Origin of the sequence: Amycolatopsis regifaucium, assembly GCF_001613935.1 — a bacterium.
In the GTDB taxonomy this organism is placed as follows: Bacteria; Actinomycetota; Actinomycetes; order Mycobacteriales; family Pseudonocardiaceae; genus Amycolatopsis; species Amycolatopsis regifaucium.
Genome location: NZ_LQCI01000051.1, coordinates 231,766 through 251,618 on the forward strand (window position 1 = coordinate 231,766; position 19,853 = coordinate 251,618).

Below are 19,853 nucleotides of genomic sequence, written 5' to 3' on the forward strand. Positions count from 1 at the left end.
CGGGCGGGGAAAGGTGGTCCAACGCGTGTACCTGTCCACGATCGGCCGCCGGGAGCATTCCGGCGGCGTGTCCAAGAGGTCGTTCGCCCTGCTGGGCGGGAACGTCTTCGCGTTGGGCACCGTCAGTCTGGTCACGGACGTCTCGTCGGAGATGGTGACGGCTGTGCTACCGGTGTACCTGGTGCTGGGGCTGCACCTCGGCCCCGCGGCCTACGGCGTGGTGGACGGCCTCTACACCGGCGCCACCGCGTTGCTGCGCCTGGTCGGCGGCTACGTCGCGGACCGCGTGCGTCGGCGCAAGGCGGTCGCCGGGCTGGGCTACGCGATGTCGGCGGTGGCGAAACTGGGGCTGGTGGCGGCGGGGTCGTCGGCGACCGCCATCGGTGTGGTGCTGACCGCGGACCGGACCGGCAAAGGCCTGCGGACCGCGCCTCGCGACGCGCTGATCACGCTGTCGGTGCCCGAGCACATGCTGGGCCGCGCGTTCGGGGTGCACCGGGCGATGGACAGTGTCGGCGCGTTTCTCGGCCCGCTCGCCGCGGTCGCGGTGCTGGCCGTGGTCGGCTCGTCGACCGGGGTCGAGAAATTCGACGCCGTCTTCGTGACCAGCTTCTGCATCGCCGCCTGCGGAGTGCTGCTCATGGCGTTGTTCGTCCGCGATCGTCGCGCGCCCAAACCGCCGTCCGGCACCGTGTCCTTGCGGGCGGCGGCCGGGCTCCTGCGCGCCACCGGGGTGCGGCGGCTGCTGATCGCCGCCTGTGTCCTCGGCCTCGCCACCATCGGCGACGGGTTCGTGTACCTCGTGCTGCAGGACAAGGAGGACATCGCCACCGGCTGGTTCCCGCTGCTCGCGGTGGGCACGAACCTGGGTTACCTGCTGCTGGCCGCTCCGCTCGGCGCGCTGGCCGACCGGGTCGGCAGGCTGCCGGTGATGCTCGCCGGCTACGGCGCGCTGATCGCGGTCTATCTGCTGCTGCTCAGTCCGCTGACCGGCTGGGCCCTGTTCGCGCTCACTCTCGGTCTGTACGGCGTGTTCTACGCGGCGACCGACGGCGTGCTGATGGCGCTGGCCGGGCCACTGCTGCCCGAGGCGCTGCGCACCACCGGGATCGCGATCGTGCAGAGCGGGCAGGCGCTCGCCTACTTCGTCTCGTCCGTCCTTTTCGGACTTTCATGGCAGTTCTGGGGTGCGACGGCGGCGATCGCGATCGCCGCCGGGACGGTGCTCGCCGCCGTCGCCGCCACCTTCGTTCTCTTGGCCCCCCGCAGGAAGGCACGACCGTGAACACCCGCACCCGCGTCCTGATCGCCGTCACCGGAGTACTCACGCTGGCCGCGGCCGCCGTGATCTACGTCGGGGTGGCGGGAGCGCGCAATCAGGACACCGCGTCGGCGGGCACCAGCGGTGCCGTCACCCTCGACGGGGAGCGGTTGCTGTTCCGCAGCACCGCCGACGCCGACCGCGGTCACGTGTCCAGTGTCTCGGCGGCCGATCCGGGCGGCGCGCGGGCGGTGTCGGACGTGAGCTGCAGCCGCGTCTACGCGGCGGGCGGGACCGGGATCTGTCTCCGCCCGGAGACCGGGCTGACCACCTACCAGCTCGCCGTGCTCGACAGCCGTCTCACGGTCACGCAGGAGATCCCGCTGGTGGGGTTGCCCAACCGGGCGCGTGTCTCGCCCGACGGACGGCGGCTCGCCTGGACGGTGTTCGTCACCGGCGACTCCTACAACGGCGGCCGGTTCTCCACCCGCGCCGGCACCCTCGACCTCAGCACCGACAACGTCGAGGGCACGCTCGAAGACTTCGCCGTGACCGTGGACGGCAAGCCGTACAAAGCGGCGGACTTCAACTTCTGGGGCGTCACCTTCGCCAGGCAACCGAACCGGTTCTACGCCACCATGTCCACCGGCCCCCACCGCTATCTCGTCGAAGGCGATTCCGCCGCCCGCACGATCCGGACGCTGCGGGACAACGTCGAGTGCCCGTCCCTGTCCCCCGACGAGACCCGCATCGCCTACAAGGCCGCCATCGACGGCGATCCCGCCAAGGGCTGGCGGGTCTCGGTGCTCGCTCTCGCGAGCGGCACCGTGACACCACTGGCCGAGACCCGGAACGTGGACGACCAGCCCGCCTGGCTCGACGACCGCACCGTCGGCTACGCCCTTCCCCGTACGCAAGGACATTCCGACGTCTGGGCCGTGTCCGCCGACGGCTCGGGGGCGCCGAGGCTGCTCATCCCGGAGGCCGAATCGCCCGCCGCGCTGCCCTAGGCTGCCGGACATGAAGGCAGCGTTGCTGATCGTCGACGTGCAGGACATGCTCGTTCCGCTGGTCTGGCGCGGCGAGGAACTGGCGGCCCGGATCGCCGCGCTGGCGCGCCGGGCCCGGGCGGAAGGCGTTCCGGTGATCGCCCTGCGGCAGATCGGCGCGCCCGGCACCGACTTCGACCCCGCGTCGCCGGGCACCCGGGTCAGCCCGCTGCTCGGCCTCGAACCGGTCGACACGGTGGTCGACAAGACGGCGACGGACTCATTCTACCGCACCGGGCTGGCGGGGCTGCTCGGCGACCGGGGCGTCGACACCGTGGTGCTGACCGGGCTGGCCACCGACTACTGCGTCGACGCGACCGCCCGGTCCGCGCAGAGCCACGGGCTGGACGTCGTGCTGGTCGGCGACGGCCACGCGCCGTCCGCCGACGGCGATCCCACCACGGGCCTGACCGCCGAGCAGGTCATCGCCCGGCACAATCTGCTGTTGACCACGGCGATTCACCCTGGCGGGCGGCTGCGCGTGGTGCCCGCGGCGGAGGTCGAGTTCTCCGCGTGAGCGGCCGTGTTTCCTAGCCGCCCTGGTGCCGGTGACGATTCTGCTGGTCGCACTCGTCTGCGCCGTCCTGGAACCCGGGGTGCTTGTGCACGTCCAGTTCCCCCTGCCCACCCTCGGCAGGGTGGAGCTCCTGGCGCGTCACGCTGCCGACCAAGCGACCGCTGACGATGCTCGCGGCGGGTTCGGGAGTGTTCGCCGTGATCGGCATGGCCGGTGAAGCGCCGTACTCAGTCCGGCAGTTCGATGGGCGCGATGTCGTCGTAGACGTCACCCGGCCCCGGATTCGCCGGATCCGTCTCGCCGCCGAAGTGGTGCAGCACGCCCCACACCGCGTTGAGCGCCGTCTGCACCGCGCCTTCCGCCCAGCCCGCCGTCCACGAAACGTCGTCGCCCGCCAGGAAGAGGCCGCGATGGCGCTCCTCCAGCCGGTCCTGCATGAAATGCGTGAACAGCCGGTGCTGGTAGCGGTAGTGGCCCGGCAGGTTGGCCTTGAACGCGCCCATGAAATGCGGTTCGGCCTCCCAGGACACCGTCACCGGGTCGCCGATGATGTGCCGCCGGACGTCGACGCCGGGGTAGATCTCCCGCAGGGACTGCAACATCACCTCGACCCGTTCGGAGACCGAAAGCGGCAGCCACTTCAGTGAATCGTCGGCCCAGGTGTAGGACAGGCAGATCACCGCGGGCGCGTCGGGATCGTCACCGAGCAGGTAGGTGCCGCGCGGCATGCGGTCGGTGAGCGTCATGCTCATCGTGTCGCGGCCGGTCTCGGGATCCTTGTCCAGCCAGAACGGCCGGTCCACCGGGACGAAGACCTTCGAGGACTCCATGTAGTGCGTGCGCTCGATCGCCGTCCAGTGGTCGATCGGGAACAGCGCCTCGTCACATTCGATCTTCGACAGCAGCATCCAGCTCTGCGCGGTGAACACCGCCGCGGGGTAGGTGCGAATCCGGCCTTCGGTGTCGGTCACGGTGATGTTGTTCGGCGCGGTGCGGTGCAGCCGGGCGACGCCGGGGTTCGGATTGCCGCCGTGCAGCGTGCGCAAACTCGTCCCGGCGGGCCAGAACGCGAGATCCTCCGGCGCGTGTTCCCACAGCCGCAAGGGAAGCTGCCTGCTTCCGCCGGTGATGCCGCGGTGCTCGTCGTCCGCGCCGGTGTAGACGACCCGCAGGATCTCCAGGACCGAGTTCGGGAAGTCGGTGTCCCAGCCGCCGGTGCCGAAGCCGACCTGCCCGAAGATCTCACGATCGCGGAACGAGGCGAACGCGGGCGAGTCGCAGAGGAAACCGTAGAACGTCTGGTCGTCCAGCCGCGGGACGAGTTCGTTCCACAGCCGCTTGATCGTCTTCGTGTCGCGGTCGCGGATCGCGGTCTGCATCTCGGTGAACGCGGCCTGCTCGGACAGCGTGCTGTCCCAGGCGGCCGCGACCTTGCCGAAGACCGCGGGGAGTTCGTCCGCGGTGCGGGCGTAGTGGCTCTCCCCCTTGAGGTCGACGACGGTGCTCGGCGTTCCCGGTGCCAGCGGGTTCGGGAACGGCGTCGTCTCCAGGCCGACCTTGTCGATGTAGTGGAACAGCGCGGTGGACGCGGGCGGGAAGCGCATCGCGCCCATTTCCGCGACGACGTCCTCGGGGCAGCCGGGGAAGTTCACGGTGCGCAGGCGGCCGCCGATCTCGGCGATCTCGTAGACGACCGGACGCAGGCCCAGCTTCATCAGTTCGTACGCGGTGACGATGCCCGAGAGGCCACCGCCGATCACCGCGACCTCGGTGCCGTGCCGCTCGGCCGGAAGCGTGCCGAGCCCGGCCGGATGGGCGAGGAAATCGTCGTAGGCGAACGGGAAATCCGGGCCGAACATGGTGATCGGCCGACCGGCCCGCTCGTCCTGGTGGATCGCGGTCGGAACGGCGGAGGTCATGCGGTGCTTCCTTGTCCGGTCAGTGCTCGGTACAGGTCGGGCCGTCGGTCGGCCAGGTGGGTGTTCTCTTCGCGCGACGCGAGAAGCGCCTCACGGGTGACTTCGGCGCTGATCAGCTCGACCCCGCCGCCCGCGCGAGCGAGCACTTCGCCGGTCGGGGCGACGACGCAGGAACGCCCGCAGTAGGTCAGTTCCTGCTCGGTGTCACAGCGGTTCGCGTAGGCGACGAACAGTTGGCTCTCATAGGCCCGCGCGGGTACCAGCGTGTCGGCGACCAGCTCGTACGGGCTCATCAGCGCGGTCGGCACCACGAGCAGTTCGGTCCCGGCCAGCGCGTGCGCCCGCACCAGTTCGGGGAATTCGACGTCGTAGCAGATCAGCAGACCGACCCGGACGCCGTCGAGATCGGCCTGCACGACCGCCTCGGTACCCGGTGCGAACCACGACCGGTCGATGTCGCCGAACAGATGTGTCTTGCGGTAGTTCGCCAGGCGCCGTCCGGCCGCGTCGATCAGCTGGACGCTGTTGTGGACGCGGGCGCCGTCGGACTCGGGATATCCGTAGGCGAGCGCGACCCCGGTTTCCTTCGCCAGCGCGGACATCCGGGCCGCGGTGGGGCCGTCGGCCGGCTCGGCGAATTCTCGGGAACGGGCGCCGATGTGATAGCCGGTGGTGATCATTTCGGCGGCAATCACGAGATCGGCCCCGGACGCCGCGACCGCATCGGGCAGTTCGGCGTAGGGGCCCTGGTGGACGGCGACCTTCATACCGGCGAAGATATCTGCCGTTTTGCTGCGTCGATAAGGCATGATCGTTGCGTATATCGCTCTCCGAGCACTGCTTTGATGCTTATCAGTGCGATCCTGCGGCGATCTGTTGTGTGGATCACGGGTGAACCCAGGAGCGGCTGGTTGCCGGTCCCCACGTTTTGATCAGCACGAGCTCGATCAACGGAGGATCAGGGACGTCGAGGTCGTCGGCCCACCGGAACCTAAGCGGCCTTCGCCGCGCTTGCCCGTCGGTACGCCAAGGCGGCCCGCGTTTAGTCCTCTGAATGCTGATCAGAACAGGACTTCCCCGGCTTCGTGAAGTGCGCCCTGGGCGGTGGGTCCCCGGCGCTGGCGCTCTACGCACGAGAGGCCGCGGCGCAGGATGCCGGAGTCCCCGCGGAAGGCTCCGGTGTCCGCGGTTCGTCCTTCCATCACCTCTGCGAGTCCCGTGAGGAGGTGGACGAGGTGATGCGGGCCGCCGTCGCGGCGGGCGGGTCCGTCGTCAAGGAGGCCGTCGCCGCCGATTGGGGTGGCTATTCCGGCTACTTCGCCGACCCCGACGGCTACCTGTGGAAGGTCGCGACTGCCTCCTGCCACCGGCCTGCGCCAGGTGATCTTCTGCGCGAGACTGAGGCAACCATCGATCTCCGGAGGCGCTTCAAACGTGCGACTGGATCTGAGCGGAAAGACGGCCTTGGTCACTGGATCGACCCAGGGCATCGGGTTCGCCATCGCCACGGGGCTGGCGAGGGCCGGTGCCCGGGTCGCGCTCAACGGCCGGGGCGAATCCGGCGTGACGGCGGCGATCGACCGCCTGCGTGGCGAACTGCCGGACGCCGACGTCGTCGCCGCGCCCGGTGACGTGTCCACCGGCGACGGCACAGCCCAGGTCCTCGGAGCGGCGTCCGACGTCGACGTCCTGGTCAACAACCTCGGCATCTTCGGCGCGCAGTCCCCTCTGGACATCACCGACGACGAGTGGCGGCGCTACTTCGAGGTCAACGTCCTCGCCGCGGTCCGGCTGACCCGGGCGTACCTGCCCGGGATGACGGACCGCGGCTGGGGTCGGATCCAGTACATCGCCAGCGATTCCGCGATCGTCATCCCCGCCGAGATGATCCACTATGGAGTGTCGAAGACGGCGTTGCTCGGCGTCTCGCGGGGGTTCGCCAAGACCGCGGCGGGGTCGGGCGTCACGGTCAACTCCGTGATCGCGGGCCCGACCCACACCGGCGGTGTGGAGGACTTCGTCTACGAGCTGGTCGACAAGGATCTCCCGTGGGACGAGGCACAGCGGGAATTCATGCGCCTGCACCGGCCGCAATCGCTCTTGCGGCGGCTCATCGAGCCCGAGGAGATCGCCAACCTGGTGGTTTATCTCGCCTCCCCGCTCGCCTCGGCCACCACCGGGGCCGCGGTCCGCGTCGACGGCGGGTACGTCGACTCGATCGTGCCGTGATCGGCGGCGTCCGACTGATAGTCCATATAGGACTCGAAGTCGGCTACCGAGCGTCGTGTGGTTGCGCGAAGTCCCGGCCGGGTACTCCGCGCGAATGGAGATACTGCTCGCCGGGGCCGGCGTTCTGGCGTTGTGCGCCGCGGTGCTGCCGAACCTGCTGCACGAACGCGCGTTGTCGATGCCACTGGTCCTGTTGGTCGGCGGGCTGATCTTCGGGCTGCTCCCCTTGGGGCACCCCTACGGCGAAGGTGTGCTCGATCCGCGATCGCATGTGGGTGCCGTCGAAGTGATCACCGAGCTCGGTGTGCTGGTGTCGCTCGTGGGCGCGGGGCTGAAGTCGGACCGGCTGCTCGGCTGGCGGTCGTGGAACTCGACGTGGCGGCTGCTGGCGATCACGTTACCGCTGTCGATCTGCGCGGTGGCCCTGCTCGGCTGGTGGGCGCTCGCCCTGTCCCCGGCCGCAGCCCTGCTGCTCGGGGCGGTACTGGCGCCGACCGATCCGGTGCTGGCGAGCGATGTCCAGGTACCGGCGCCGCATACCGACGACGGCCGGGGCGCGGACAACGAGATCAGGTTCACGCTCACCTCGGAGGCCGGGCTCAACGACGGGCTGGCGATGCCTTTCGTGCTGGTGGCGCTCGCCATGGTCGGCACGGCGAGCACCTCACCGGTGCCGTGGCTGCTGACCGAGGTCGTCGTCCCGCTCGTCGTCGCCGTGCTGGTCGGCCTCGCCTGCGGCCGGTTGCTGTCCTGGCTCATGTTCCGGGTGCGGAACGAACGGCTGCGCCTTGGCGAGTACTCCGACGGGCTGGTGGTGCTGGCCATCGCGTTTCTCCCGTTCGCGCTGTGCGAGTGGCTGGGCGGAATCGGTTTCGTCGCGGTGTTCACCACCGCGGCGACCATCCGCGCCAGCGAACGCTCACACGAGTACCACGGTGTGCTGCACGAATTCGGTGATCAGCTGGAACGGCTCTTCGTCGCGCTGGCCCTGCTCGGCCTCGGTGTCGCGCTGGGCGACGGGCTCCTGGCCGGTCTGCGGCTCGTCGAGGTCCTCGTGGCGGTGGCCGCGGTGATCATCGTCCGCCCGCTGTTCGGTGGATTGGCCCTGATCGGCGGCGCCACCACCCGGCCGGCGGCGACGGCGATCGCGTTCTTCGGCATCCGGGGGATCGGCAGTCTCTATTACCTGTCCTACGCGTTGGGGCACGGCGACTTCCCGATGGCCGACTCGCTGTGGCGCGTCACGGCGCTCACGATCGCGGTGTCGGTCCTCGTGCACGGTCTGCTGTCCGGCCCGGTGATGCGCAAGCTGGAGAGCCGCGGCCTGCAGGAACCCAGCGTTTAGTCCGCTAAACGCGCCACTCCCGGCCCTCGACGCGGGCCTTCACCCGCCGCAACGTGGCGGCGATATTGACCCGGTTGGTCCCGGCGCGGTCGGGCTGGCCGGTGATCATGATGGCGAACGGGACGAACCACGGCGGCACCCGCAGCCAGTTCGTCACGATGACCCGGCTGCCGTCGCCCTCGGGCCGGATTTCGTACTCCCAGCGGGAAATCGGCACGAAGAACGGCGTCCGCACGCGATAGGCGAACCGACGGCCCGGCTCGGCTTCGGTGACCTCGGCGTGGGTCACCCACCGCCGCCATCCGTTGCGATTGCTGCCGGAGAACCAGTTCCCGACGGCGGCCTCGCTCGCACCCCGGATCCAGCGAGCCTTCCGGAGCTCCTCCGCGCACTCGGCCATCGCGACGGGGTCGCTGACCAGGCGATACACCTTCTCCGGCGAAGCGTCGATCGAGACCTCTCCGGTGGCGAGCGGCTCGGTATAGCTCAGGGTTCTCTTCGGCTTCGTCACCATCGCGCCTCCAGTCGACCTCGTCAGCCCACCAGCACGCGGTGACACGGTCAAGGCCGTCGCGGGAACCACCGCACGTTCGCGAAGATCATCGTGCGGCGATGAGTGCTTGGGGAGCGCTCTGCTTCATCCGCGTACGAATCCAGGTCAGCTGGCGCGCGGTCTCCTGTTCGCGGTTTTCGACGAGGTCGAGCAGTTCTCGATCACGCAATCCTTGGGCGGCCTGACCGACGACGGTCCAGGTGACGTCGGCGAACGACGCGAGAGCGTAGAGATCCTGCAGGTCCCGCAGCAATCCGACCGGGCCGCTACGGGTGGTTTTCAGGCCCGCGGCGTGAAGCCGTTCCGGCTCCGGCTCCCGATCTTCGCCGTAGCGCTCGACGATCGGGGCGAGGGCAGCCGCCTGCCGGTCGATCCGCCCGGCGAGCAGCAGGCAGGTCTGCTGTACGTCAGGCTCTTCCCCGTGGCCGCGGCCGACTTCGCGGAAGGCGTCGGCCAGAGTGGTCAGCGAAGTACGCAGTAGGCCGAGATAGGTCGCGAGATGCACGGGTCAGCCCTCCACCCTGGTGACGCGGACGGCGCTGATCTTGAACAGCGGCTGTTTGGACACCGGATCCCATTCGGTCATGGTCAGTTCGTTGGCGGCGCGGGGGCGGCCTTCGCCGTCGGTATCCCAATAGCCGTAATGGAACGGCAGGAAGACGACGCCGCGACGAACGCGGCCGATCCGGACCGGGACCTCGACACCGCCCCGGACGGACTCGACTCGGACGAGGTCCCCGTCCGTGACCCCGAGATCGGCGGCGTCGGCCGCGGCCAGTTCCACCCAAGGTTCCGGTGCGGCGCGCCGGAGGTGCCGGGAACGGCCGGTCTTGGTCCGGGTGTGGAAGTGGTAGACCGTACGCCCGGTCGTGCAAACGAACGGATACTGCTCGCCGGATTCCTCCGGCGGAGGCGTGTATTCCACCGCTTTGAGAAACGCGCGCCCGTCCGGGCGCAAGGCCTGGTGCTCCTGCGCCGAAACCGTCCCGCCGGTGAGCAGGTCGTGGCCGTAGTCCTCGCACTCGTCGGTCCGGGTGGCGAAAACGCCGTCCTGGTAAAGCCGTTCGGTGCCGTCCGGCCGATCCCCGTCGCATGGCCATTGGATACCACTGTCGCCGCGGAGTTTCTCGTACGACAGCCCGGTGTAGTCACACAACCGGCCTCGACTGCATTCCTGCCAGGCCTGGAAGGCGGCCTCGGGGGTCTCCCAGCCGATCAGCGGATCGCCGTCGCGGTCCCGGAAGTCCATCCGTCGCGCGTAGTCGAGGAAGATGTCCAGATCGGCGCGCGCCTCCCCGGGCGGATCGACGGCCTTCTCCGAAAGGTGCACCGTGCGGTTGGCGTTGGTGAACGTCCCCTGCTTCTCACCCCAGAACGCGGCGGGCAGGACGACGTCGGCGAACTCGGCCGTCTCGGTCCGGAAACCGTCCTGCACCACGACGAACAGCTCTTCCTTGCCGAGAATCTCCCGGATACGCGGAAGTTCCGGCATGGATACCGCCGGATTGGTCGCCGAGATCCAGAGGAACCGGATCGAACCTTGTTCGGCGTACCGCCAGATCTGCATGGCGTGCGTCGGTGGCGCCCAGTGCGGGATGGTCGTCTCCTCGACGTTCCACAGTTCGGCCAGCTGCCGGACGTGCTCGGAGTTCTGCCAGTTGCGAAACCCCGGAAGATCGCCGTCGGCGCCGCATTCGCGGGTGTTCTGCGCGGTGGGCTGCCCGTTCATCTGCAACACCCCACCGCCGCGTTTGCCGATCATCCCCCGCAGCAGATGCAGGTTGTTGACCTGGCAGGACGCCGCCGTGGCCTGATGCGACTGGTAGAAGCCCTGCAACACGGTCGACAGCACCCGCCCGGACGTACCGAAGATCTCCGCGGCCCGCACCAGCGCGCCCGCGTCGATCCCGCACACCTCGGCGACGTGGCGCGGGGTGTATGGCTCGACCGTCGTCTCGAGTTCGGAAAAGCCGAGAGTGTGTGCGGAGACGTAATCCTCGTCGACCCATTTGTTGACGATCAACTCGCGGATCAGGCCGTTCATCAGCGCTTGGTTCGTGCCAGGCAGTGGAGCGAGATGGACGCCGCCGGAATTCTTCGCCGCCTCGGCGACCTTCGTCGTCCTCGGGTCGACGGCGACCACCACCGGCGGCTCGGCGCCCGCGAGCCGGTCCAGTACCCGGGCCCACAGCACGGTCTGCGTCTCCGCCATGTTGTGGCCGAAGAGGAACAGCGCGTCGCAGTGGTCGATGTCGGCGTAGGTGCCGGGTTGGCCGTCCGAGCCGAAGCTCTCCTTCATCGCGGCCGCGGAGGTGGCCGTGCACAACCTGGTGTTGCCGTCCATGTGGGGTGTGCCCAGTCCCGCCTTACCGATGACCCCGAGGGTGTAATACTCCTCCAAGAACAGCTGGCCACTGGTGTAGAAGCCGTGTGACAGCGGCCCGGATTCGGCCAGCAGCTCCTTCGAGCGCCGCACGACGACATCCATCGCGGTTTCCCAGTCGGACTCCACCAGTTCGCCGTCGCGACGGATCAGCGGCCGGGTCAACCGGTCCTCGCCGTTCCATTGCCACGAGCCGTACAGGCCTTTTGGGCCCATCCTGCCGTGGTTGACCAAGTCGGTCTCACGGCCGCGCACGCCGACCATCCGGCCGTCCTTGACCGCGATGTCGCAGGCGCAGCCGTTGCTGCACAGCACGCAGGCCGACTGGACCCAGCGATCGACGGCGGATTCGCCGATGCCGTCTCCGAGGTGGAGGTCCCGTCTGCGCGGCCACGCGGCTTCGCGCGCGTATGGGGTCCGTTCGCCCCAGACCTCAGCGATCCTGTCTGGCACCGGGTTCGCGTTCATGCGGAAGCCATACCACCGGCCTGACCAGCTGAAACACCGGACAAAGCGGACGCGGTCAACCGGCCGGTTCGCCCGGGAACGTCACCTGGAAGCCGAGGGCCGTGAGCATCCCGGTGAGCATCGCCTTCGTATTCGCCCTCGCCCGCTCGATCAGGCCGGAACGCTGCGCGGCGTCGGCTATCCGCTGCTCGGCGGCCACGTGGAACTGTTGTTGCTGCGGCACGGTCACCAACGCCGAGAGCCGGTCGACCAGCCCACGCTCCTGGCCGAAGACGTAGCTGCGCTGGTTGTCGAGGTTGGGTTTCGCCAGCTGAGGCTCCGGCAACCGCACCTCGACCGTCCGCCGGTCTTCCGACACGGTCAGCGCGTTCTCGACGATCGGCCCGAAATCGACGTACGCGTCGACCGAGCCCGCCGCCACGAACAGGGTCCGCTCCCCGGCGATGCTCGCGGGCACCCATTTGACGTCTCTTTCGATGTCGACGATGACCTGGTAGTCGCCGACCGCCGCGTGGTACTGGCTCAGATCGCGGACGGCCTGGAGCACCGCGGGCTGGGAACGGTCCACAGTGGACGTTCCGAACGGGTTGAGCTTCGGCAGCAGCCCGGTGAGCTGCAATGCCGCCGCGACGATCAGGATTCCGGCCAGGGCGAACGCCCCGAGGCGCACCCAGCTTTTCTTCACGCCCACCACCGCCTCTCCAGAGCGTGGGTACCCGGCGGACACCGGACCGAAGCGTCCAGGAGCGTTTCTCGGACGTTCGGCGGAACCGGCTTCCGCACTTGGCGTAGTTTGGCCGCATGCAGAACGTCTTGCCCGCACCGGAGAAAACCGGGCTGAACATCGGGACGCTGCACTGGGCGGGGTTCACCGGAATCGTCGTGCTGGTGCTGGTCACGTCCGGGATCGGCCTGCCATCGGTGCTGGTGGTGGCATTCGGGGTCGCCGGGATGGCCACGCTCGTGCTCTGCTGGCTGGGCATCGGACGGCTCGCCGCCGAACTGCCGCGGCGGCGGCTGTACTGGATCGCCGCCTCGTGGTGCGCGCCCCTGCTGGCCGCCCGCCCGCTGTTCAGCGGCGACATCAACAGCTATCTGGCGCAGGGCCTGATCGCGGCCAAGGAAATCGACACCTACCTCGTCGGCCCGGCCGAGGCGCTCGGCGCCGATTCGCCGGTCACGCTGTCGGTCAGCCATTACTGGCGGGACACGCCCGCACCGTACGGTCCGGCGTTCGTCGCGCTGGCCCGCACGGTCGCCCATATCGCCGGTGACGACCTGATCCCGACCGTGTTGCTGCACCGGCTGCTGGGACTGGCGGGCATCGCGCTGATGGCGTGGGCGCTCCCCCGGCTGGCCCGCCGCGTCGGGGTCTCACCGTCGATCGCGCTGTGGCTGGCCCTGCTCAACCCGTTGGTGCTGTGGCACATCGTGGCCGGGGTGCACAACGACGGACTCATGGTCGGGCTGATGGTCGCCGGGCTGGAACTCGTCCTCATGGGTGCGGCGAAGACCGGTGCCGCCCGGCCGGCGTTGATCGCGGCGGGCGTGAGCGCGGTGAGCGCCGCCGCGAACGTGAAGATCGTGGCCGTCGCCGGCCTGCTGTTCGTCGGCGTCGACCTGTTCCGCCGGGCGACACCCTTGGGCCGGGTGGCGGTGGCGCTCGGCTTGCCCGCCGGATTCGCCGCGGTCACCGTGGCGATCTCACTCGGCAGCGGGCTCGGTTTCGGCTGGGTCCGGGTCCTTTCCGGGGTTTCCGGTCAGGTCCACAGCTGGATGGCGCCCACCAACGAACTCGGTTTCCTCGTCGGCGGCGTGGGCAAGCTCTTCGGAGCGGATCTGACCGACAGCGCGATCAAGGTCTTCTCGCTCATCGGCGCGATCCTCGGCTTGGCCGTCGGGACCAGGCTGTTGTGGCTCACCTACCGGGAAAGGATGCACCCGCTCTACGGCGCGGGGCTCACCTTCGCCGCGATGCTGGTCCTCGGTCCGGTCGTGCAGCCGTGGTATCTCCTGTGGACGGTCGCGCTGCTCGCCGTGAGCCTCACGACCGGCCGCGGCCGCTGGATCCTTGCCGGGATCAGCGCGGTGTTCGGCGTTCTGCTCCCGCCCGCGAACGGCGGTGCCCTGTCACTGGTGCTGGGTTACCTGATCGCCGTCGTACTCCTCGGCGGGATCTTGTTCGCGCTGAAGCGAAAGAACCTTTTGCCGGAGATCAGGTTCCGCAAGAGCCGGACGTAAGGGCTCCACCGCGCCGGTGTCCGTATCGTGCCGGTGAGCTCGCGCTCGGCATTGTCCAGACAGTCCTCCAGCAAGGCGTCGTGCATCGGCCGCCACAGCAGCGGATAGGTGTACCAAGCGGGATACCGGAGCCGTAACACCATGAGGTGCACGAGTTCGGTCTCCTCCGTTCCCGTCGCGCGCAGGGTGAACTCGTGGAATCCGTCGAATCCGCGTGGCGCGGTGAAGCGGAACCGCACCGACGTGCCCGGTTCATAGGACTCGACGACGTACCGCACCGGCCCGTGCCCGCCTTCGGCACCCACCCCGAGCGGCCGATCGAACCCCATCGGCGGCCACGCGGCGATGGGCCAGAGCCGGTCGTCGTCCGCGGCCAGTGTGTCGATCAGCGCGCCGACGCGCTCCGGTGACACGGCGACCACCCGGGAATGCCTGTTCCACACGCGCATCGCGTTCCCCATTCTAGAGACCTTCCACTAAAACATAGTAGAGGATACTCTCTGATAATGGGACGCCCACCGCGGCACAACGCCGACGACTTCCTCGACGCCGCGGTCCGGATCTTCGCCGCCGACGGGATCGCGGCGGTGACCATGTCGGCCGTCGCCCGCGAGGTCGGCGCGCCGAGCGGGTCGATCTATCACCGCTTCCCCGGCCGTCCGGCCCTGCTCGCGGCCGTCTGGCTCCGCACCCTGACCCGCTTCCAGCAGGACTACCTCGCGGTACTCGAACGGGAACCGGCCATCGAAGCGGCGGTCGAGGCCGCGGCACAGGTCGTCCGCTGGTGCCGGGCCCATCCCGGCGAGGGCAAACTGCTCTACGCGGGTGACCGTTCACTCGGCATCGACGATTGGACCGCCGAAGACCGAGCCCGCGCCGACGAGGCCAACCGCCGCCTCACCGCGGTGATGACCAAGGTCGTGCGACGGCTGCGCCCGCTGACCGGCCGGAGCACCGACGAGCTGATGCTGGCCCTCGTGGATCTCCCCTACGCCGCGGTCCGGCGATACCTCGACCGCGGCGAGGCGCCCCCGCCCCGCGCCGTCGACCTGGTGACCAAGACCACCCGCACGCTTCTCGGTGCGGAGTAAGGAGAAGGTCGTGATCCTCGTCCAACCTGCGGGCAGCCTGCGCACCCCTGTGCGACCCTGAAAGCGGAGCCTCGTGATCGAGGTCCCCGGACGAGTGGGTGCCGTACCCGGCCAGCGACAAGACGGCGCTCTGGGAGCGTGTCATGTCCTGGCTTGTCCTCATCGTTTCGGGTGTGCTGGAAGCCGTGTGGGCCACCGCCCTCGGCAGGTCCGAGGGACTTTCCCGGCTGACCCCGTCGGTGATTTTCGGCGTCTCGCTGGCGGCGAGCATGGTCGGTCTCGGTTACGCGATGAAGGATCTCCCGGTCGGTACCGCTTACGCGGTCTGGGTCGGGATCGGGGCTTCGCTCACCGTCGGCTACGGCATGTGGTCGGGAGCGGAAACCGTGTCACTGGCCAGAATTCTGCTGATCGTGGGGATCGTCGCCTGCGTGGTGGGACTGAAAGTCCTGCACTGAAACAGAAAAGGGACCGTCCCCGACGCACGGACGACGTCGGGGACGGTCGGGTCCGGGCCACCCCTGCGTGTGGCCNNCGCCCAGGTGCCGCCCGGCGGGTTCGACGTCGTCGGGCTGGTCGGGGTGGTGGTCGGCGTCGTGGTCGTGCTGGACGGCGGGTTCGAGCCCGAAGTCAGCAGACGCAGGCTGTAGACGCTCAGGATCTCCGAGATCGGCTGGAAGTAGAACGTGCCGCCGGAGCTGCAGTTGCCGGAGCCACCGGAGGTGACGCCCTGCGCCTGGTCGCCCGCCAGCCACGAGCCACCGGAGTCGCCCGGTTCGGCACAGGCGTTGGTCCGCGTGAGACCGGAAACGGTGCCCTGCGGGTAGTTCACCGAAGCGTTCTTCTGCTGGATGGTGCCGCAGTGCCAGCCGGTGGTCGAACCGGAACGGCAGACCGACGCACCGATCGCGGCTTCCTGCGATCCCGCCACCGGCACAGTGCCCGGGTAGCGGTTCACCAGCGGGCGCGGCGTGTTGCCGGCGTCCACACGGACCCAGGCGTAGTCGTTACCGGGGAAGCTGGAGCCCGCGACGGTCCCGCTCGGGTTCGAGGTGCGCGTGCCGGTCGTGCCGCAGTGCCCGGCGGTCACGAAGCCACCCTCGACCGAGAAGCCGATCGAGCAGCGGCCCGAACCGAACGTGTAGGCGTTGCCGCCGATGACGTCGATCAGCGGAACCGGGCTTTCGGTGCTGGTCTCGACCCGCACCGCGTCGGCCCGCACGCCGGACGCGGTCGCCCACGACTTCGCGGCTGCCTCGGCACCGGCGTTGGCCAGGACGACGATCGAGTTGGTGGTGGCGTCGACGTACCAGCCGGGCACGCTCTTCGGCGCGCTGGTTCCCTTGGTGTCCAACGACAGCTTCGCCGCGTCGAGCTGAGCGGCACTCCGCGCCACGGTCCTCGGGATCGCTCCGGCCGCGCGGACCGTGCCCTCCAGCGCCGCGTCGGTGACGGCGACGGTCAGCGTGGTCCCGGCCGCGTCCAGCCAGGATCCGGCGTAGGACGAACCGAGCCTGGCCTTGAGGGCGCTGTCGGTGTGTGCCGCCTTCTGCTCGTTCGCGAGGCGGGTTCTGGCCTGGTCCGGGCTGATTTTCAGGTCGCGCGACAGTGCCGCGACGATCTCCGACTGGACCTGGTCCGCCGCGGAAACAGTCTGGCCGGCGCTGGCGCTCGGCGTCAGCGCGACGGCCGCGACCAGCCCGGCGCCGGTGATGGCCGCCGCGGCGGCCGCTACGATCTTTCGGTTCATTTAGGCGCTTCCTCGACACGTACCGGAGGGGATCTCGTCCCCGACCGTACGAGGCGCCTCACGCGAAAGGTACATACCATTTGGGTCATATCCACCCAGTGGACTGGACCTTTGGAGGGTCTTCGCGCAGGTCAGCGCACTACGGCGTCCGTGTAGTCGACGCCATAACCCGGGTTCAGCTCCAGGTACTTGGAGTAGAGGGGCCGCCGGTCGATCAGTTCGCCGTACACCGCGCGGGACAACGCGATCATCTCCGCGGCGAAGGGACCCATCTCCCCCCGCTCCGACCAGCCGACGAGATTTCGCCAGCTCAGCGGATTTCCCGCGATCGGGACGGCGACGATACCGGGGATCTCGTGGAACAGCGGCTGGCACAGCACCACCGCGTGGCCCGATTCGACCATCTCGATGCAGGTCAGGACATCGGTCTCGTACAACGAACGCGGGGTGAAGCCCGCCCGGGCGCACGCGGAAGCGAAACAGTCGCCGAAGCAGCCGTCCCCCGGGGTCGCGCACCACCGTTCGTCCGCCAGCGCGCCGAGTTCGACCGAATCGTGCTGCGCTCGCTCGTCGCGTGCCGACATCAGCACGAACACCGGGTGGTGCGCGAGGGTCCGCCACCGGAGACCGGGCGCCGGTGGTGGCGGGGCGTCACCGCAGACGCCGACGAAGGCGAAGTCCAGCGCGCCTTCGGCGGTCATGTCCGCGAGTTTGTTGGACGACCACGACGTATGCGTGGCGACATGGATGTCGGGATGGGTGCTGCCGAGGCGCTGCAGGAGCGCCCCGAGCATCGGGCCCGTCGCCGAGCCGAGCCGCAACGTGACCGGCTCGCCGGTACCGGTGTGCTGCGCGAGCCGAGCCGCCTCGTCATGCAGCGACGACACGGCGGGAAGCACCATTTTGGCCCGGTCGAGGACGAGCAGGCCGAGCGCCGTCGGCCGGGTCCCCGTGTGATCACGCAGGAAGAGCTTCCCGCCGAGTGTCCGTTCGATGCGTTTCAATTGGGCGGTCAACGCGGGCTGCGCCATCCCGAGCGTGTTCGCCGCCTTGGTGATGCTCCCGAGTTCTGCGATCGCGCACATGATGCGCAGGTGGCGCAGTTCCAGCTCCATCCCTCTACGTTAGAGCGGTAACTGGACTAGACCAAGTCAAGAACTGCGCCGAATGGCTTCATTTTCCTTCCGCCGCCGGCCGCACTCCGGACGGGGTTGTCGCCGTCGCCGGGGTTCTGACCAGGCACTAACTCGCGGAATCGTTCCAGCGGCCCTGAGATGCCATCGATGTCAGGAATTCGGCACCGGCCGCCAGATCCGTGAAGAAATCCCGGTTCCACCCCTGGGCGCACCGCTCCGCTCAGCCCGTCCACTCACCGTCACGCCGGGATAACGGTTCGGGAACGAGCGCCCGCGCGGCCCCCGCCTCCCTCGTAAAGTGCCTTTTTCCGTGCCCAGGGGAGGGTTTCGTGTACATCCACGCCAGACGCCGATCCATCCGGTTCAGCGGCAGGACGATCACCATCAAGGCCGCCGTCAAAGGACTCGGCGACCGGAAGCACACGTTCAGCGTCGGGAAGATCAACGGCATCAAGAACATCCCGCCTACGGCGTTCAAGCCGGGGAGGCTCGTCTTCGACGTGCCGGGTGCCTCCAAGGCGATCGTCGAGGACGTGCCCATGTACGCCGACAAGGTGGACATGAACACCTTCACCTACGGCGCGATGGACGCCAAGAACGTGCAGGCACTCGAAGCGGCGATCAGGAAGGCCATGACCAGCTGAAGCGGCTCTGAGCGGGGATCCGGCGGTCGCCGCGGCTCACGAGGCCTTGGACTTGCGGTTCAGGAACGCCGACGCGCCCACCCCGTGCGCGACGACACTCGCCAGCACCGTCACCGCCATGACGCTCAGCGCGACATCCGCCGCGTCCCCGTCGAGCGAGTTGTAGGCCAGCAACCCGAACACGATCGACGCCGCCCCGCGCGGCGCCAGCAGGCCGATGGTCATCCGGTCCCGCCACCGGAACTCCGTCCGCAGCAAGGTGAGCAGCACCGGGATCAGCCGCGCGACGGACAGCGCGACGACGCTGACGATCACCACGCCCCAGGTGAGGCCGAACGACAGCACCAGCACCGCGGTACTGCCGAACACGAACCACATCAGCAGCCCGCACAGCGAGCTGACCTCCTCGGCCAGCCCGAGTTCGTCCTCGGTGGGGTGCCGGGCGGTCTTGTAGGCGATCCCGCAGATGAACGCGGCGACGAACCCGTTGCCGCCGATCGCGACGGCGGTGGTGTAGGTCAGCAGCGGCAGCGCGACGGCCGCGACCCGCGCCGAATGCCGGGTGGACCAGTCGTGCCTGCCCGCCACGTTCATCGCCACCGCGGCCACCGCGCCGACGACAGAGCCGACCAGCACCGCCAGCAACGCCGCCGGGATCGCGGCCCGCAGGGCCTCCCCCGGCGTGTTCGCGTGGTGGTGGCTTCCCGCGAGGGTGAGCGCGAAGATGAACACCGGCGCGACGACGCCGTCGTTGTAGCCGCTCTCCACGTTCAGCAGATGCCGCACGCGTTCGGGCACGCGGACGTCGTGCACCACCGACGTCGCGGGCGCGAAATCCGTGGGGGCGATGATGCAGGCGATCAGCAGCACCACCGCCCAGCCGAGGCCGGGCAACACCAGCAGGCCGACGCCCAGCACGATCAGGATCGTCAGCGGCAGTGCGATCAGCAGCAACCGCACCGCGGTCTTGGCGTCGTGACCGAGGTAGCCGCCCTTGACCGCGGTGGCGTCCACGAACAGCAACAGCGCGAGGATCAGTTCCGCGACGTTGAGGGCGATCTCGGTGTTGAGGCCCGCACCGAGGACGTTGCGGGTGCTGAACCCGATCGCCAGCCCGGCCACGACCATCGCGATCGGCGCGGTGACCCGCCACCGCTCCAGCCGCGCCGCCGTCATCGTCCACATCAGCACGACGACCGCGCCGACGAGCACGCTCTGGATCATCTACCCGGCCCCTCGTTCCCGGTGGACTCCCCTGCCACCGGGA

The 19,853-nt window shown here is 69.1% G+C and carries 18 protein-coding genes, 2 pseudogenes and 1 riboswitch; of the genes and pseudogenes, 10 read left to right on the forward strand and 10 right to left on the reverse strand.

The features are described 5' to 3' along the window. Window positions 1–25: 25 nt before the first annotated feature. The 3 genes from AVL48_RS35010 to AVL48_RS35020 are packed head-to-tail and all read left to right on the forward strand — an operon-like array spanning window position 26 to window position 2,827. Window positions 26–1,285, forward strand: coding sequence for an MFS transporter (locus AVL48_RS35010; RefSeq protein ID WP_061985260.1), 1,260 nt, complete (start codon window positions 26–28; stop codon window positions 1,283–1,285). Beyond that, complete coding sequence (locus AVL48_RS35015) at window positions 1,282–2,271, forward strand: TolB-like translocation protein (protein ID WP_061985262.1); 990 nt, start codon at window positions 1,282–1,284, stop codon at window positions 2,269–2,271. Before AVL48_RS35010 ends, AVL48_RS35015 begins: the two co-directional genes overlap by 4 nt. 10 nt (window positions 2,272–2,281) lie before the next feature. Next, complete coding sequence (locus AVL48_RS35020; protein ID WP_082857868.1) at window positions 2,282–2,827, forward strand: isochorismatase family protein; 546 nt, start codon at window positions 2,282–2,284, stop codon at window positions 2,825–2,827. Between the two features lie 227 nt (window positions 2,828–3,054). On the opposite strand, the gene AVL48_RS35030 is transcribed toward AVL48_RS35020, so the two are convergent. Together AVL48_RS35030 and AVL48_RS35035 are read right to left on the reverse strand one after the other, a co-directional pair. Beyond that, a complete protein-coding gene (locus tag AVL48_RS35030) occupies window positions 3,055–4,746 on the reverse strand; it encodes a flavin monoamine oxidase family protein (protein ID WP_061985266.1) in 1,692 nt (563 codons plus the stop codon). Beyond that, window positions 4,743–5,513, reverse strand: coding sequence for a carbon-nitrogen hydrolase family protein (locus tag AVL48_RS35035; protein WP_061985268.1), 771 nt, complete (start codon window positions 5,511–5,513; stop codon window positions 4,743–4,745). The genes AVL48_RS35030 and AVL48_RS35035 overlap by 4 nt, the downstream gene beginning before the upstream one ends. Window positions 5,514–5,831: 318 nt before the next feature. Between AVL48_RS35035 and AVL48_RS40920 the strand changes: the two are divergent. The 3 genes and pseudogenes from AVL48_RS40920 to AVL48_RS35045 form a co-directional block, all read left to right on the forward strand. After that, window positions 5,832–6,080 (forward strand): annotated as a pseudogene (locus AVL48_RS40920) (VOC family protein); the annotation flags it as partial. Window positions 6,081–6,180: 100 nt separating this feature from the next. Next, window positions 6,181–6,975 (forward strand): SDR family NAD(P)-dependent oxidoreductase, encoded by a 795-nt coding sequence (locus AVL48_RS35040; protein WP_061985271.1) that lies wholly within the window; start codon window positions 6,181–6,183, stop codon window positions 6,973–6,975. A 94-nt stretch (window positions 6,976–7,069) separates the two neighbouring features. Further along, the gene (locus AVL48_RS35045; RefSeq protein ID WP_061985501.1) at window positions 7,070–8,320 is read left to right on the forward strand and encodes a cation:proton antiporter; all 1,251 of its coding nucleotides are present in this window, start codon (window positions 7,070–7,072) and stop codon (window positions 8,318–8,320) included. Window positions 8,321–8,324: 4 nt separating this feature from the next. On the opposite strand, the gene AVL48_RS35050 is transcribed toward AVL48_RS35045, so the two are convergent. The 4 genes from AVL48_RS35050 to AVL48_RS35065 all read right to left on the reverse strand — a co-directional run bounded on the left by AVL48_RS35050 (window position 8,325) and on the right by AVL48_RS35065 (window position 12,415). Next, entirely contained in the window at window positions 8,325–8,834 is a 510-nt protein-coding gene (locus tag AVL48_RS35050) for an SRPBCC family protein (RefSeq protein ID WP_061985272.1), read from the reverse strand. 85 nt (window positions 8,835–8,919) lie between these two features. Further along, window positions 8,920–9,378, reverse strand: coding sequence for a hypothetical protein (locus AVL48_RS35055; RefSeq protein WP_061985274.1), 459 nt, complete (start codon window positions 9,376–9,378; stop codon window positions 8,920–8,922). A 3-nt stretch (window positions 9,379–9,381) separates the two neighbouring features. Further along, window positions 9,382–11,709, reverse strand: a complete 2,328-nt coding sequence (locus tag AVL48_RS35060) for a molybdopterin oxidoreductase family protein (protein WP_061985503.1) — start codon at window positions 11,707–11,709, stop codon at window positions 9,382–9,384. 70 nt (window positions 11,710–11,779) lie between these two features. Next, window positions 11,780–12,415, reverse strand: a complete 636-nt coding sequence (locus AVL48_RS35065; protein WP_061985505.1) for a DUF4230 domain-containing protein — start codon at window positions 12,413–12,415, stop codon at window positions 11,780–11,782. 110 nt (window positions 12,416–12,525) lie between these two features. On the opposite strand from AVL48_RS35065, the gene mptB reads away from it, so the two are divergent. After that, a complete protein-coding gene (gene mptB / locus AVL48_RS35070; protein ID WP_061985276.1) occupies window positions 12,526–13,965 on the forward strand; it encodes a polyprenol phosphomannose-dependent alpha 1,6 mannosyltransferase MptB in 1,440 nt (479 codons plus the stop codon). On the opposite strand, the gene AVL48_RS39370 is transcribed toward mptB, so the two are convergent. Then, the gene (locus tag AVL48_RS39370; protein ID WP_156515794.1) at window positions 13,869–14,426 is read right to left on the reverse strand and encodes an SRPBCC family protein; all 558 of its coding nucleotides are present in this window, start codon (window positions 14,424–14,426) and stop codon (window positions 13,869–13,871) included. The two genes, mptB and AVL48_RS39370, sit on opposite strands and share 97 nt — an antisense overlap. Window positions 14,427–14,471: 45 nt before the next feature. Between AVL48_RS39370 and AVL48_RS35080 the strand changes: the two genes are divergently transcribed. Together AVL48_RS35080 and AVL48_RS35085 are read left to right on the forward strand one after the other, a co-directional pair. Further along, the gene (locus AVL48_RS35080; RefSeq protein ID WP_061985278.1) at window positions 14,472–15,056 is read left to right on the forward strand and encodes a TetR/AcrR family transcriptional regulator; all 585 of its coding nucleotides are present in this window, start codon (window positions 14,472–14,474) and stop codon (window positions 15,054–15,056) included. 63 nt (window positions 15,057–15,119) lie between these two features. Beyond that, window positions 15,120–15,188, forward strand: a riboswitch (guanidine-III (ykkC-III) riboswitch). 11 nt (window positions 15,189–15,199) lie between these two features. Beyond that, a complete protein-coding gene (locus AVL48_RS35085; protein ID WP_061985507.1) occupies window positions 15,200–15,514 on the forward strand; it encodes a DMT family transporter in 315 nt (104 codons plus the stop codon). Window positions 15,515–15,582: 68 nt separating this feature from the next. Here the strand turns inward: AVL48_RS35085 and AVL48_RS35090 are convergent. Together AVL48_RS35090 and AVL48_RS35095 are read right to left on the reverse strand one after the other, a co-directional pair. Then, window positions 15,583–16,806, reverse strand: a pseudogene (locus tag AVL48_RS35090) (S1 family peptidase); the annotation flags it as partial. 131 nt (window positions 16,807–16,937) lie between these two features. Continuing rightward, a complete protein-coding gene (locus AVL48_RS35095; protein WP_061985282.1) occupies window positions 16,938–17,921 on the reverse strand; it encodes a LysR family transcriptional regulator in 984 nt (327 codons plus the stop codon). A gap of 350 nt (window positions 17,922–18,271) precedes the next feature. Here AVL48_RS35095 and AVL48_RS35100 point away from each other — a divergent pair, with 350 nt between their 5' ends. Further along, window positions 18,272–18,586 (forward strand): hypothetical protein, encoded by a 315-nt coding sequence (locus tag AVL48_RS35100; protein ID WP_061985284.1) that lies wholly within the window; start codon window positions 18,272–18,274, stop codon window positions 18,584–18,586. A 36-nt stretch (window positions 18,587–18,622) separates the two neighbouring features. On the opposite strand, the gene AVL48_RS35105 is transcribed toward AVL48_RS35100, so the two are convergent. Then, on the reverse strand, window positions 18,623–19,810 hold the full coding sequence (locus tag AVL48_RS35105; RefSeq protein ID WP_061985286.1) for a cation:proton antiporter: 1,188 nt from the start codon (window positions 19,808–19,810) through the stop codon (window positions 18,623–18,625). Window positions 19,811–19,853 lie beyond the last annotated feature (43 nt).

Bases quoted from the DNA above. Each gene is read 5' to 3' on its own strand.
- AVL48_RS35020 (WP_082857868.1), top strand. From the start codon at position 2,282: ATGAAGGCAGCGTTGCTGATCGTCGACGTGCAGGACATGCTCGTTCCG.
- AVL48_RS35030 (WP_061985266.1), bottom strand. From the start codon at position 4,746: ATGACCTCCGCCGTTCCGACCGCGATCCACCAGGACGAGCGGGCCGGT.
- AVL48_RS35035 (WP_061985268.1), bottom strand. From the start codon at position 5,513: ATGAAGGTCGCCGTCCACCAGGGCCCCTACGCCGAACTGCCCGATGCG.
- AVL48_RS35045 (WP_061985501.1), top strand. From the start codon at position 7,070: ATGGAGATACTGCTCGCCGGGGCCGGCGTTCTGGCGTTGTGCGCCGCG.
- AVL48_RS35050 (WP_061985272.1), bottom strand. From the start codon at position 8,834: ATGGTGACGAAGCCGAAGAGAACCCTGAGCTATACCGAGCCGCTCGCC.
- mptB (WP_061985276.1), top strand. From the start codon at position 12,526: ATGCAGAACGTCTTGCCCGCACCGGAGAAAACCGGGCTGAACATCGGG.
- AVL48_RS39370 (WP_156515794.1), bottom strand. From the start codon at position 14,426: ATGGGGAACGCGATGCGCGTGTGGAACAGGCATTCCCGGGTGGTCGCC.
- AVL48_RS35080 (WP_061985278.1), top strand. From the start codon at position 14,472: ATGGGACGCCCACCGCGGCACAACGCCGACGACTTCCTCGACGCCGCG.
- AVL48_RS35085 (WP_061985507.1), top strand. From the start codon at position 15,200: ATGTCCTGGCTTGTCCTCATCGTTTCGGGTGTGCTGGAAGCCGTGTGG.
- AVL48_RS35095 (WP_061985282.1), bottom strand. From the start codon at position 17,921: ATGGAGCTGGAACTGCGCCACCTGCGCATCATGTGCGCGATCGCAGAA.
- AVL48_RS35105 (WP_061985286.1), bottom strand. From the start codon at position 19,810: ATGATCCAGAGCGTGCTCGTCGGCGCGGTCGTCGTGCTGATGTGGACG.